Source organism: Photorhabdus khanii NC19 (assembly GCF_000517265.1).
In the GTDB taxonomy this organism is placed as follows: domain Bacteria; phylum Pseudomonadota; class Gammaproteobacteria; order Enterobacterales; family Enterobacteriaceae; genus Photorhabdus; species Photorhabdus khanii.
Window position 1 is genome coordinate 539,370 of record NZ_AYSJ01000013.1, and the last position, 13,059, is coordinate 552,428.

At 47.1% G+C, this 13,059-nt stretch carries 20 protein-coding genes; 1 reads left to right on the top strand and 19 read right to left on the bottom strand.

Annotated elements, in window-relative coordinates; all coding sequences use genetic code 11:
* The 14 genes from PTE_RS14445 to PTE_RS14510 form a co-directional block, all read right to left on the bottom strand.
* Positions 1-546 carry a hypothetical protein gene (locus tag PTE_RS14445; RefSeq protein WP_036847780.1) on the bottom strand — a complete coding sequence of 182 codons (546 nt, stop codon included), beginning with the start codon at positions 544-546 and terminating at the stop codon, positions 1-3.
* On the bottom strand, positions 543-887 hold the full coding sequence (locus tag PTE_RS14450; RefSeq protein ID WP_036847782.1) for a head-tail joining protein: 345 nt from the start codon (positions 885-887) through the stop codon (positions 543-545). Before PTE_RS14450 ends, PTE_RS14445 begins: the two co-directional genes overlap by 4 nt.
* A 2-nt stretch (positions 888-889) precedes the next feature.
* Positions 890-1,252 carry a hypothetical protein gene (locus tag PTE_RS14455; RefSeq protein WP_036847785.1) on the bottom strand — a complete coding sequence of 121 codons (363 nt, stop codon included), beginning with the start codon at positions 1,250-1,252 and terminating at the stop codon, positions 890-892.
* A 1-nt stretch (position 1,253) separates the two neighbouring features.
* A complete protein-coding gene (locus PTE_RS14460; protein ID WP_036847788.1) occupies positions 1,254-2,312 on the bottom strand; it encodes a major capsid protein in 1,059 nt (352 codons plus the stop codon).
* Between the two features lie 103 nt (positions 2,313-2,415).
* Complete coding sequence (locus PTE_RS14465; protein ID WP_036847791.1) at positions 2,416-2,817, bottom strand: head decoration protein; 402 nt, start codon at positions 2,815-2,817, stop codon at positions 2,416-2,418.
* Entirely contained in the window at positions 2,817-3,401 is a 585-nt protein-coding gene (locus tag PTE_RS25775) for a hypothetical protein (RefSeq protein ID WP_165577092.1), read from the bottom strand. The genes PTE_RS14465 and PTE_RS25775 overlap by 1 nt, the downstream gene beginning before the upstream one ends.
* Positions 3,402-3,431: 30 nt before the next feature.
* Complete coding sequence (locus PTE_RS14475; RefSeq protein ID WP_036847797.1) at positions 3,432-4,283, bottom strand: S49 family peptidase; 852 nt, start codon at positions 4,281-4,283, stop codon at positions 3,432-3,434.
* Positions 4,283-5,923 (bottom strand): phage portal protein, encoded by a 1,641-nt coding sequence (locus PTE_RS14480; RefSeq protein ID WP_036847800.1) that lies wholly within the window; start codon positions 5,921-5,923, stop codon positions 4,283-4,285. The genes PTE_RS14475 and PTE_RS14480 overlap by 1 nt, the downstream gene beginning before the upstream one ends.
* Position 5,924: 1 nt before the next feature.
* The gene (gene gpW, locus PTE_RS14485) at positions 5,925-6,188 is read right to left on the bottom strand and encodes a gpW family head-tail joining protein (RefSeq protein WP_036847803.1); all 264 of its coding nucleotides are present in this window, start codon (positions 6,186-6,188) and stop codon (positions 5,925-5,927) included.
* A 24-nt stretch (positions 6,189-6,212) separates the two neighbouring features.
* Positions 6,213-8,189 (bottom strand): phage terminase large subunit family protein, encoded by a 1,977-nt coding sequence (locus PTE_RS14490; protein WP_036847806.1) that lies wholly within the window; start codon positions 8,187-8,189, stop codon positions 6,213-6,215.
* On the bottom strand, positions 8,164-8,727 hold the full coding sequence (locus PTE_RS14495; RefSeq protein ID WP_241826094.1) for an RNA polymerase subunit sigma-70: 564 nt from the start codon (positions 8,725-8,727) through the stop codon (positions 8,164-8,166). The genes PTE_RS14490 and PTE_RS14495 overlap by 26 nt, the downstream gene beginning before the upstream one ends.
* Before the next feature lie 235 nt (positions 8,728-8,962).
* Positions 8,963-9,103, bottom strand: coding sequence for a hypothetical protein (locus PTE_RS25780; protein WP_157890155.1), 141 nt, complete (start codon positions 9,101-9,103; stop codon positions 8,963-8,965).
* A gap of 84 nt (positions 9,104-9,187) precedes the next feature.
* The gene (locus PTE_RS14505) at positions 9,188-9,847 is read right to left on the bottom strand and encodes a hypothetical protein (RefSeq protein ID WP_036847812.1); all 660 of its coding nucleotides are present in this window, start codon (positions 9,845-9,847) and stop codon (positions 9,188-9,190) included.
* Between the two features lie 15 nt (positions 9,848-9,862).
* The gene (locus PTE_RS14510; RefSeq protein ID WP_036847814.1) at positions 9,863-10,042 is read right to left on the bottom strand and encodes a hypothetical protein; all 180 of its coding nucleotides are present in this window, start codon (positions 10,040-10,042) and stop codon (positions 9,863-9,865) included.
* A gap of 151 nt (positions 10,043-10,193) precedes the next feature.
* Between PTE_RS14510 and PTE_RS27300 the strand changes: the two genes are divergently transcribed.
* Positions 10,194-10,406: an ECs_2282 family putative zinc-binding protein gene (locus PTE_RS27300; RefSeq protein WP_422615330.1), complete on the top strand. Its 213-nt coding sequence runs from the start codon at positions 10,194-10,196 to the stop codon at positions 10,404-10,406.
* A gap of 223 nt (positions 10,407-10,629) precedes the next feature.
* Here PTE_RS27300 and PTE_RS14520 read toward each other — a convergent pair whose 3' ends face one another.
* The 5 genes from PTE_RS14520 to PTE_RS14540 form a co-directional block, all read right to left on the bottom strand.
* The gene (locus PTE_RS14520; RefSeq protein WP_036847818.1) at positions 10,630-10,842 is read right to left on the bottom strand and encodes a hypothetical protein; all 213 of its coding nucleotides are present in this window, start codon (positions 10,840-10,842) and stop codon (positions 10,630-10,632) included.
* Entirely contained in the window at positions 10,820-11,401 is a 582-nt protein-coding gene (locus PTE_RS14525; RefSeq protein WP_198539166.1) for a Rha family transcriptional regulator, read from the bottom strand. Before PTE_RS14525 ends, PTE_RS14520 begins: the two co-directional genes overlap by 23 nt.
* Positions 11,402-11,815: 414 nt before the next feature.
* Entirely contained in the window at positions 11,816-12,265 is a 450-nt protein-coding gene (locus PTE_RS25125) for a lysis protein (protein WP_051477412.1), read from the bottom strand.
* Positions 12,266-12,274: 9 nt separating this feature from the next.
* The gene (locus PTE_RS14535) at positions 12,275-12,682 is read right to left on the bottom strand and encodes a structural protein (RefSeq protein ID WP_036847820.1); all 408 of its coding nucleotides are present in this window, start codon (positions 12,680-12,682) and stop codon (positions 12,275-12,277) included.
* Positions 12,679-13,005, bottom strand: coding sequence for a phage holin, lambda family (locus PTE_RS14540; RefSeq protein WP_036848409.1), 327 nt, complete (start codon positions 13,003-13,005; stop codon positions 12,679-12,681). Before PTE_RS14540 ends, PTE_RS14535 begins: the two co-directional genes overlap by 4 nt.
* Positions 13,006-13,059: the final 54 nt, after the last annotated feature.

Below are 13,059 nucleotides of genomic sequence, written 5' to 3' on the forward strand. Positions count from 1 at the left end.
TTACTCCTGAAAATCGATTCTGAAATGCGGTTCCGGGGTGCCGTCCGGCATAGCGATGGTGACGTCTATCTCGTCCAGTTGATCCGCTTCAATTTCGTAGAAATCTTCCGGCCCCTGGTAGTATTCGATGTCAAGTTCAAGCAGTAATTGTGCTGTATGGCCTTCCCCGGAAGCATCAATATCAATCGTCGAGCGGACTTGAGCAAATTGCTGAATCTGACGAGTCAGTTCATAGCTGTTAATCACTGCACGCTCTATCTGCTCACGTAACCGTTCCAAAGATTCTTCGGCTTTAGCTGCGCCATCATCTTCCGCTTCGCTGTCAAGTTCCTGCAACCGGCCAGTGACGCGAACTGTCGTAACAGTGTTGAACTGGGGCGCGTTACGTCCCAGTGACTGCTTAACATCGATTGGCGTCTGTACCAAAATAACTGGATACATATCTTCCGTTGTTGACCAGTCGCGCGGAGAATAAACCCGCGCTTCTGCATCGGTCTTATGTTTGAGCGCGTCAATGACTAACGCCCTGATACCTGCCGCGTTCATGATTTCACCCTGTTAAGTATTAATTTTGTCCCGCCGTGGCTATCGGGCTGAATATCAGCCACGGCAAACAAAGTATTGACAGGAACACCGCCCACAACACCAACCAATACCCGATCTCCCTTTTTTGGCGGCGCCTGAAACTCAATGTCGCGCACCCCAAGTACGGGAGAAGTTGTATTGATGGTGCTGCCGTCATCAAGTGATTCCACTTCTTGCGTGTAAGCCCGGTCAAAGATGCCGCTGATAGTGTAATGAGCGCCGCTTGCTGGACGGTATTCAACCGGGTCCCCAAACACATCATGCAGCGGCGCTAATAAATGCTGGTCCCAATTGATCCCCATAATCAAGCCTCATGACTGATTTTAACGCCGTCACTGACTGTGACCGTTGGGCCATGTTGAATAAGGGCTTGTTGTCTCAGCTTGTTAACGTCAGCCACAACCCCCAGTTCAATCAAGCGATCTGCATCCTCTTTACTTAGAGTGAGTTGCACGAACTCCTTGTATTCTTTGCTGTTATGCTTAACTGTTTGGCCTTTTAGCACAACAACAATTACCTCACCCTGATTTTCCTGCTTGTCTGTATCGGGAACAGTGGGATCTTCTTCCACCGTTTCTATCTGAGAAGCTGGCAACTCTTGACCATCGACCATCAATTCGGGCGGCAAGCCGCCCAGTTCGTTTTCAGTTTCTTGTTTCTTTGCCATATCACACCACCGTTGCACATAAAGCGGCATTCACCCGGCTTGGGATAACCAGCGGTGCCGATTGCACCATTAAATAACGCTGTGCCGGATCAGGGTTTAACCAGCTCTTTGGCGCATAGGCCAAAGGTCCGTAGTTGAAAGTGGGATCAAGAATCGCACCAAACGCACGCGTTCCCATCAAATCCGCACCTGACATGATAACCGCACCATCCGGCAACATGGGTTTTTCAACATTATCAACAGGATCAATAAACCAGTCGTTGTATAACCAGAGATTAAAGTTGCCCCAAATTCCCTTAAATACCCCTCCTTTTTGAACTGTTGGACCGATATTCACCTGGTTGCCGAATGGGTTCAACGATGGAAAAGTTATCGCGGTATCCTTGATAGATGTATCCAGACGGAATGCTTTCCATGAAGAAGGCGTAAAGACTAAATCAGTAGGTATTGCACCAGATTCTTTCAGAATTAATGTCTGCCAGGCTTCAATATCATCAGATGGCTGCGTGTTTGTTGCCCCTGCTGCGACTTTTAGCGGCCATTTGTCTGAACCACTTAATGTGACAGTCAAATTAGATGAGCGACCGAAATCAATTACTGTGGTCTCAAATCCATCACCTACCACAGTAATTTGGGATTTTACTAACGCATTTGCAGCCATCCATTCTAATCGCCGGTTAATCATGTCAATTTGATCGGCCATTTCGAATTGCAGATTTAGCATTTCGCGTTCTGCTGCTGTGTACTCACCGCCGATACGCTCCCCAATTTGACGACGAATCGGTTTACGTAAATCTGGGGCGCGTTTATCTTTTATATACGCGGGCTTGAGTGTGTTTGTCTGGTATTGACGACTTTCTACTAATTTTCCTTCCACAAGTGGCGAGACAAACGGCGCCATCCTGCGTTTACCTACATCTACATCAATTGAGACCTTCTCTGTATCTTCCGTTACTATATTGGGGAAAAATCGATCTAATAGAAAATTTTGGCTAGTCATTAGATTCGGGACGATTTGCACTAATACGTTAGTATCGTAAATGCTAATATTATTACTCATGCAATTTCTCTATATGCAATGCTGACAGCCAGAGCTGCCAGACTGAATTTAAAACGAGCGCATCCCTGCCGGGTTAAGGCATCAGGTGCAATTAAGTAAGGAGTTAAGCGATGGGGGCTTGAATGCTATCGCGAATGAAAATAGCTGATGTACGTAACGCGGTTTTCAGATCTTCAAGCGTCCAGCTCTTGTCAAATATCAGGCGATTTTGGTTAAACTCACCCATCAGATAAACCCCGCATGATTTTGATTCGGTTGTTGTATCAACATCATCAGCGAGAATAGCGATAGGTTTCTCTCTGCCGTCTGTCGATGTCTTAACGCTCAGGGCATACTCTTTTAATTCAGTGATTAGCCCTAAAACTGTCCCCCTCTTCAATAACCCTACCTTTGCAATGGTTACTGTATCAGTCACTAGTTGAAGCGGACCGGAGACTAGTTGATCGGGAACGAACATTGTCGATGTCATGCCGGGCGCGAATGGGTTTTGTCCGATTTGTTCCATTATTTCTTACCTTTTGCTGAGTTGTAGAGACGGGTTGCATTTGCTATAAGTGCCTCAACAGAGCCGCTAGCGGGTTGTCGTGCGTCAGGTCCCAGTCTGACTTGTTGTGCCTGTTGCATGCGCTCATCTAATGACGCGCGACGCGGAGCTGAAACACTCCCCATTGCGGCAAGAGTGCTAATGGCTTCACGCGCAGACATGCGAGTATTGAACGCCAGATGGGCGGCCATATCTGGGCGATTTGCTGCGTGTTTACTGCCAAAAATGGCAGCACAGCGCTTACGTTCAGCACGACGCCCCTCTTTTTTATCGTCATCCTCTTCGGCATCTTCATCGTCGTCGTTCTCTTCCGCCCGGCGAGACTTAGCCTTTTTCCCTTTTTTAGCTGATTTATCTTCATCATCTTGGTCATCGTCATCTTCCTCAGCGTCAGTATCATCTTCATCCTCATCAGCCTTGGTATCGTCATCCTCATCTTCGGCGTCTTCTTCGTCGCGGTCCTCTTCTTCGGCACGACGGGATTTCGCTTTTTTGCTTTTTTCTTTGTCGTCATCATCTTCCGACGCTGACTTTTTGAGACCCAACAAGTGGGCGAATTTTAAACTAGCCATCTATTAAGCTCCTGATTCACTCAGTAATTTTCGGAATGCAGCGTCGGGGGTAATTACCTCGTCAGCTAATCCCAGACCAACACCCTCGTTAGCTAAAAAGCATGCCGCTTGAGTGTTACGAATCGTTTTTTCAGAAATGCCCCGATTGCGGGCAACCGTACTCACGAACAGTTTTCCCATCGTGTCTACATCATCTTGTATTGCACCACGAGCCTGATCAGTTAGCGGCACATAAGGGTTGCTTTCCGCTTTTCGGTCTCCGTATGTGATGATCGTTACTTGTAACCCGTCATCTTTAATCCGCTGTGACCAGTCACAATGAATCACGATTACACCAATTGAACCGACGCCACCAGTTCGCGGAACGTAGATTTTGTCAGCGGCGCTTGCTAACGCATAAGCAGCGGAATACGCGCTTTCTGTCAAAATGGCATGGATCGGCTTTATCCCTCTTGCTGAATAAATCTCATCCACTAAGTCAAAGCACCCTGCAACTTCTCCGCCGGGGGAATCAATATCTAAGCAAATTCCTGTTACTTCGGGATCATGCAGTGCAGTCAGAAAGGATTGCCGAATACCGTCGTATCCCGTCATACCACTGTAAGGACGTAGCGAACCTAATTTTTGTACTAGCGTTCCCTGTATTGGGATAACCGCAATCCCTTCAACAAAATCGTAACCGGTGTCATTATTTCGGGGTCGGGAAAAACTGTCATCATCTTCCCATGCACTCATAGTATTAATCCGCGTGATGCCAAATCGGTCAGTCAGTGCAGCCATCACGACTTCGGCTTTGCGCGGATGTAGTGCCAGCGGGGTGTTAAATAGCCGTTGGGCTAAGTGTGGTAAATTCATTACTCTACCTTGGGATCTTGAATAGTTTTATCAGCGGGAACATCCAGTTGCGCCCATGATGGCGGAGTCAAACCGCGCTCTTCGAATGCATCAAGTTCACGCTTACGCTGATCGAGCATCTCTTCCCAGTCTTCACCCGCGTTCTCTGCTGCCTCCATCTCAAGAGTAGAAAGCCCGGCATCCATACCCAAGATAGCGCCCTTCTTCTCCGCAACAGGATCTACCCAACCCCGGCCCGGCCCCATCCACTGCGCCCGACAATAAGCCGCCCGTGCTTCCAGAAAATCTGGGGCACCCGTTGGCAGGGGTAAATCCTCTATGTCGTGAATTTCTTCAATAAACGCGGTCAAAATAGGTTGAGCAAAGCCGATTGAAAAATCAGCGCGACGCCGGGTTAATGTTTTCCACGCTTCTAACATGGCGGAACGCGCCGAACTGTAGTTCACATCAGACCAGTCTTGCGTCACTTGTTGAGTAGACAACCCCGTTGCTGCGGCGATATTACGCAGCGCCGCACTTTCAAAGCCTTCAAAATTGCTATGCGGTCTCGCAGCATTGACAGTAGTGATTTTCTCGCCGGGATACATAATTGGGATACGCGCCCCATTTTGTAAAGACAAGCGGCGATCATTGTGAAACTCGACACGTCCCTGTTGATACGCACCTAAATTCTCGTCTTCACTTTCACCCAAAGCCGCTTCAACTAACGCAGGATCATACGGGGACTCAATATAAGCCCCGAAAATAGCATTCAATATTGCCGCTTCAAGTTCGGACTGGTCATACTTAATCAGCATTTTCAGACGCTGAACAACTGGTGTCAGAATGCCGTTACCCCGATGCTGTGCCCCTCTTTCATGATCGTAATCATGAACTACATGCGGCCTACCCCACACAGTTTCACGCGGTATACGCTCCCATGTCATGGTTTTTGCACCACTCCACCAATCACCTATATGGGCTTCCCGAATATGATAAAACGTAGGGGCACCGTCATCGTCTATCTCTACGCCGCCTCTTATATGCGGCATGTCAAAATTTTGTTGCGGGTTGCTGAGTCGGTCCGGGTCCACAATTTGAATTGTCGTAGCATAACGCCCCTTGCCTAAACCCAATCTGTCTGTCCGATATTGCAGTACCGCAAGCGCATCACCATCTAACAATTTATGCCGGAAACCCAAACGCAACATCTGTGAAACAGTTTGCTTTCGCTCAACGTCACAATAGCGACCGGGATCGTTAGCCCAAGAACGCCAGTGCGCTTCTACGACTTTGCCGTATTCGTCAGCCCAGGTCGCATCAAATGCTTTATTACCGGTCACCAGCGACAGCATCCGGTAATCAGGTTTGATAATCGGCCGGAAATTAGCCCCGATAGCATTATCAAGAACTCGGGTGATCGCACCACTGGCCCACCCGTCATTTCTTGCCAGATCACGAACACGGGAAACAATGCGGTCGCGATAGATGTTGATTTCATTGTCTGGTGACCAGAGAGCCGGTTGCCAGTTCGCCAGCTGATCGCTAAATGTGTCGGCGGCGTCATAGGGCACACGACTGCCGCCGACTAGCATAGACTGCTTAGGACGGGAAGGTGGCAACGGCTGCCCGTTCGGGCCTAAAATTCGTATTTCACTCATATCAGTACCTGAGCCTTATCGGGCGCCGTGGCCGGGAGACAATGCCCAGTTGGGCTTGTAAGAGTTGGATCAGCGCCAGTAAATCCGCTAGTGAGCTTTGTTGATAAGAAACCGAACGGGTGCCATCCCCTTGTGTGTAAGAAAAAGACACGCCCCGGCTTCCCGTCGCCAGATCGATATAAGCTTGTTGAGCTTTCGCTAGTGCATCTTGAAGTTGCTCACGCGTCATTGCACCCGCTAACAAACTCGTGTTTCTGTTAAACATAAATATCCTTGAGATAGCTGAGGGTTAAGAGGGCAAGAGTTGGGATATACGCTTACGCTTCGGCTTTTCCGGTTCCTGAATAATAACGCCGGGATATTGCAAGCTCGGTTTCTCTTCCGGTTCTGCGGGTGGGGGCAATAATCTGCCCGGATTTTCTGTAATGCTTGTGACTAATGCATTCAGTTTTAGTCCCATATGCAGCAAGCCACACAGCGCAGCATAACCATAGACCCGACAGTCCAGCGCCTCGTTAGCCCTGCCGGGTAATTGTTCCCACACTCGGAAACGCTGCCCGCCTGACTCTTTTAATACAGAACGTTCCGCTAGAAGCTGACTGAAATAATTCAGATCCCTGTCTGCCGGAAAGTGCATATAGCTTGCCGCTGCCTCACCGGGTAGCGGTGGATTGATATGTAATCTCCCCCGGACCGTATCTTTTGCTGCATTAACACCGAGAATAATGGGCTTGAAACTTGACTTAGTACGGGATGTCGGTTTTTTGGTCGGCCAAACGGGGGAGCGTTTACCGCCGCGAGCCGATTCCCCTTTTATCGCCCATATTCTTCTGCCTATTCTGGCTTTTGAGAATTCGTAGACTTTCTGAGTGTGGTGACCGCCAGAATCCATGCATGCCGCCATGATAGTAAAACCGCGCCCATCAGCACGGCGCCAGACTTGCTTAAGGTAAGCATCTAATCGCTTCCACGGCTCATCAGTTTCTAAATCGCCTTCAATCACATCATAAGCAATAGACCAGCTTTCTTCGTTCCGGCCCCAGCCGATGATTTCTATTTCAAAGCGATCATCTTGGGTATCAATACCCGCCGTCAGAACCGCAACGCCATCCGGCACCTCTGCCGCAAAGACCTCGCAACGTTCAAGCAAACGCTTTTCACTGAGTGCTTTCTCGCCCCGATCTTCATACGGTTCACCCAGAACCAGGTTGATAAATGTCTGACGCATCAGCGGGTCATTTTTCACCCGCAACCATTCAGCAACTAAGTATTTCCAAGCGGCATTGGGGAACAGACTGTAACCCGCCCAGATATGAAACCCGGCATGACCTTTGAAAGGCTTCGTTGCCCGCCATTCGCCACGCTTCACCATGCCGGCTTTTTCGTTATGATGGATCACACAACCGTTGTGACGACAAACATAGTATGCTGATGCCGGTATCCCTTCCCCGCGTTCGTCTTTGTCCCATTTAATCCCATAGGGTGTATCTGGTCCGCCCCACTCTAATACTTGATATTCGTCACAGTGTGGGCAAGGGACATAGTAGTAACGCTGGTCGCTGTCTTCAAATGATTTTTCAATACGGCTGGTGCCTTTTACCGTGGGAGTTGAACCCAATGCGATTTTGCGGTTCCAGAATGTTTCAGAGCGCTTTGTACCCAGTGCTATCTGATCACCTTCGACACCGGCGCCGCCGGATGGGTAGCCATCCACTTCATCAAACAAGATGATCCTACATGTGATACGACGAAACCCGCCCGGGCTGTTAGCCCCTACAAGCGTTAAGTTGGCACCATTTAAAAACGTTTTTTTCAGAATAGTCTGATTGCTATTCTTGGTTTTGGGGTCACCAGAGATTTCAGCTAATACCGGAGTGTCACGCAGCATCGGCGCAATTTCAGTTTTACTGTAGTCCTCCGCATCCTCAACGCGCGGCTGAACAACGAGTATCGGAGAAGGGTCATGTGCCAGATAATAACCCACTACGTGATCCAGTATTTTTGTATAGCCGACACGCGCCGATTTCATCACTGAAACATAAGTAACAGCCGGGTCTGTAATGGCATCCATCATGCCATCTTGATATGCGAACGAACGAAAACGGCCTGTTTGGGCGCTGGTTTCTTTTGACAACACCGCATACTTATTAGCCCATGCGCTTAATGAGAGTGGCTCAGGAGGCCGAATATCAGGGCGACGTTTATATAACTCTTGCGTGAAATTTTGCCAGGCGGAGGTACTAGCTTTCTCCTCTATTGTTATCATCAAGGCTTAATTCCTCCATCGCCTCGTAAACCACCTCCTGTAATGCCTGTACAAATTCCGTATCATTGGTGGTGGAAGCCAGCACACGCAAACGAGGTCCGTGTTCAGGAGCAATAGCGATTAAACGAGTGCGCATTCTTGAATATTCTTGCCCAACAGCTTCAATCATGTCTTTGTAGGGAAGAACCTCTCCAGCCTTGATACTGTGTTCTAACTTTGTCAGCTCGGCCAAATAATGTTCTTTAATTGCTCTGGACTCTTCAATGTCACGAATCTCTATTTTTCCGCTTGACAGCTCATCATAAATTTCTTTAGCGCGAGCCTTGAGCTGATCGGTTTCAACATCTGGCTTTTTCTTTGCATTTCTTGTACGAATATCCGTCCCATCTCGATATCGGCGTAAGTTTGCGTCGCTGGCCTCAACATCAATTTTTTTGCCTTCCATGACGATATACTGATTAGATTTAATCCATCGCGTGATGGTTTTCCTATCGACACCAACATGCTCTGCATAAGCGCTGATACTCATTGTTGACATGGGACATTCCTTAAAAATGGGACATAACTAAAAGATGGGTAATGTCTCAGTTTTTTGGGACACAAATTGAGACATAAAAAAATCACCCGTTTCGGCACAAAGCCAGTCACGCCAGCGCACACAACACCCTCATCACAATGGGACATGGGACACAAATTCAAAAGTTCATAGCTAGTGAAACATCGGGGCGCGCAATGCCCTCATTTTAAGGGAGTCTGAGTAAGGACCCAAAAAATTACACAGCGTTACCATCTCTGTTACCTCGCGTTACCTGACCTCTTTTGCCTCCTTCACTTTCGTCGATAGAAGGCGCTGCATCATCAGCATTTGCTATTCCAGCTTTCACAAGTGCAGACAGTAGTTCTTGTCTACTCATCGATTTCAGACGAGCAATGGCCTCTTGTACTTGTTGCATTTGGTTATTCATAAATTAGCCTCACTGGAACCGCGATCCCAGTTATTATTTAGCTGTTCTGATTGCCTCGCTCAGTGCCTGACTGATAGCCTGTGGCATTAATGCATCAGCCATCTTTCTTGCGCGTTCTTGATAACCGAGTATTGGCGCAACAGGTAATGCATCACCGAACCGAATAAGTAATTTTGGTGGTCTTTGCTTTACCCTGTCCCGACGTGTGCCATTCGGAGAGCGTTTTAGCCGCTTTTTATTCTTCTTAACTTTCTTGGCCTTCTTACGCTGCCATACGCCATTAACATTATTACCGTATCGCGTTGTTACTTCACCGATGAATACATCGGGCTTAGCTTTTAACTGCTGGAGCTTATTGCGGGGTAAGTTGCCATACTTATTTAACTTAATATCCTTTGGGTTTAATAGAGCATTACCGTTGAGCTTATGGACTCCGCCAACCTCAAACGATTCTAAGTAACCCGCTGCGGTTTGCATAACAAAGACTTTGGCTTTCAGATTGTTTTTACGCGCACCAACAGAACGAACTGAGTTAACAGTAAAAGGAGTCGGACTATCTAACTTACGTTCTATCGCCTTTTTTTCAGCTTGTTCAATCTGCCGGGCAACTTTTGTTAATGCCTGAGCAGTGGCAAACGGGACTTGCTTCTTTATTTGATTCAGCTTATTAGACAGTTCTTTTAATCCTGCCATCTTATTGACCTTAAGTTAAATAGATAACTGTAGCTCTGCACCAATCAATCCAAGTGCGAAAACAGCCTCCTCTGGGTAATCAACCAGCATCTTACGTATTACCTTTTCGCATTCGCGGATGTTTTCTTGTTGCTGCTCTGACAATGAGGCAATTAACCCTCGAAACATCAGTATTGTTTGTTCATCTTGTGTCATCTCTTTCCCTTAAATAAAAAGGCCGCACTGGGCGACCGGGTTTGAATTTATGCCTGCTTTGTTAACCCACTCAGGCGGCATGGGCTTCCTGCTTTCCACAGTCAAGAAAAATTGATATGTTGGTCAGTCCACAGTCAAATGAGGATTACCCATGAGTAAGATCAACTACTCTTGCCCGCATTGCGGCAATCACCTTGTTGTAAGATCCCAAATCAAACTTAAGAAAATAAGTGATATCGATGGAACCATTTGCAGTAAATGCGGGAAGTCCATCAGTAAGGATGACATCGTCAAGCAGTCCAAAGATTATGCCAAGAAACTCGTCTCGGATGCCTTCAAGAAGGCAGGGTTCAAGTCTAAGTAACTCAACCAAGGTATTAATTTGATCTTTTAATTCACTGGCATCTAAATGTATTGATGCCAGTATTGGTTTTTTTATTTCCACATAAAAACCCTCGCTGAATTGTTTCCAAATCGGAAACAGTTGGAATTAGAATATTCTGCTAAAAAGTCAGTATCCGCCCGCTGGGTGGACATAAAAAAATCACTACTATCGTGCACTCTGTCAGCAGAATGCTCTGAATGAGTTACTTTGATGGCTTGACCGAGCTGTATTTACTCGCCCACGCTTTAGCAATATGCAGACAGTCGTCATACATCTTGCCTTTTCTGCTTGCCGATGAACTGCGCCGATAGTGATCTACCGCTTTGTCACTTGCCATTCCGGAAATAGATGAAGAAAAGCCGAGCTTGGTTAACTCGGCCTGGATGTTCTTCTCAATAAATTGTTCGTGGTTCATGTGCAATCTCCTTTGCGCCTCCCCCAACCAAACCGAGAGCCATCTGACTGATATCACCGATCAGCTTTTCAGCTTTATTGAGGGTAACTAGGTCATCTTGTCGCTTTCTTAGTCTGCGGCCTGCATCGGATGAATCCTCATCAGATGCCCTTTTTGCCAGAACAAGCATGTGTTGCAGTTGCTGGATGGTAAACCCAAATCCAGATTTAACCTCAAGTTCAGTCATGTGATCGAATATTTGAGCCTGTAACTCGTAACTGTAGCTCATTGCCATCAAACAGGATTCACGCTTGGGGAATCGATAGCATGGCAGCTCACGACCGGTACTGTCTTTGTACTGAGCGAAAAATTTCGCTGAGTGTTCCTCACCCAATACTTTTGGGACTTTCTTAAGAAAATCCTTGTGTTGGAGCTTCTTGTATTTCTTGCATGGAAATGAAAGTCCTTCCATCTCTGCTTTAGCTTTCCTTTCGGCATTGATGTAATCCACCATTTCAAGACTGGTCATTGTTGGGGCTTCGGTTACAGACGAATGTGTTTTGACTGTTAATGCGTTCATTTGCGTATACCTATAGAAATTAGAGCCTGCCAGCATAGAAATATCGCCCCAAGAAGGTCGCCACCTATAACGACATTTCTCAGGCTCTATTTCTGTAAGCTCTTGGTTGGGATTGGCGCATGCTAGTGCGCGGTGAAATACTGATAATAAAAAGCCCCGGATTAACCGAGGCTCATTGATTGGATATTCTTTATTTTGTGGATAACTTCACAAGATCTATAAAGTCTTGGCACAGTGCTAACTTATGTCCGTGATCGTCTACAAAGTTATATTTCTTAAAGTGCTCTAATATTTCATCGGGACTTTTCCCATATAGAGGAGATTTAGACATTGAATCGAGTTTCTGTTTCATCTTCAAACCTTTTTTCTGTTGGTTAATTCAGCGGGGCTATGCCTCGCTTTTCCGGCTTTCTGTTACTGACACTGAGTTTTAATGTAGTCCTGCAAGCCCTCTAATTGTGCCTGCATCGTTGTTACTCTTTCGGTGAGAGTGAAATAATCCCTGATAGCGGGGTCTTCCAATCTGGGGCTGGCTGCATCATCCACGCCGGGGGAGGAACTGGCTTTGTCTTGATCACAGGTGGCCGCGATGCGCAACCGGCGACGACCAGCGGCAACATCATCACGAAGAGCATCAATTTCAGATTTGGCATGAGCAAGTTCCTGTGTGTGCTGATTATCCAGTTCAGACAAGCGTTTTATCCTCTCCTGCTGACTAACGATTTCATTCTGTTGCGCCAGCAACTCGCTCTGTAACTGAACTGTCGTATTAAGCTGTTGGGTGTACTTGCCGTAGTAGTGGTAAGCCACCAGCGAGACAAGAACCAGTGCAACGAAGGTGTAACCGTGTGAGTTAAACTTCATCATATCGCCCTACAAAAGGGAAAAGGCCTTATCAATGACCGCGTTGTTATAGGGCTGACTGCCATTCTCTACGGTAATAATGGCCTGAATGAGTTTTGCCATAAATACCTGATTAAACACATCAACAACCTGGTCGCGAGTAACATCGGTGTCTTTACATACACGATTAACATAACCCTCGGTATTATTCTCGTTGGGAGGTGCCCAGCGTGAAATGATACCTTTTACTGTATTGATCCCGTATTTCCGGTTGTAATTCTGAAGAATTTTTATCATTGCCCGAATACCGTATTCAGGACTGACAAACTGACAGAAAGATTTATCGGTACGCTGTGATTGAGGAATCAGCCCTTGCCAGTCATCACCCCAACGGATATTGCCGGGGTTATTATTTCGAATACCTCTGCTTGTACTCATTCTTTTATCCCCGCTTTACGGTTCAAAGTCCCGCGCATCAACTGACCAAAAAAGTCGGTACCGAGATAACCAATAATGACGCTGCCAATGTAGGCCAAATCCGTGCTCAGATTTAAGAAGACCAACAAGTCGCGAATGAACCACGCAATTAATGCACACATCATCGCGTCAATGATCGTCTTCCAGAACTTACCCCCGTTATAACGACCTCTGAGGTAAGCCATTAAACCGGCTAAGGCCGCACCGATACCCTGCTCTTTGACTGACAGCAGCCATAACCATAGCTGCATCCATATATCAGGCTGCTTATCCATGAGTTTCATATCCACCCCCATAAAATGGGCGTCCGTGGGGTGAATGATGATCGCCCCTGTGAG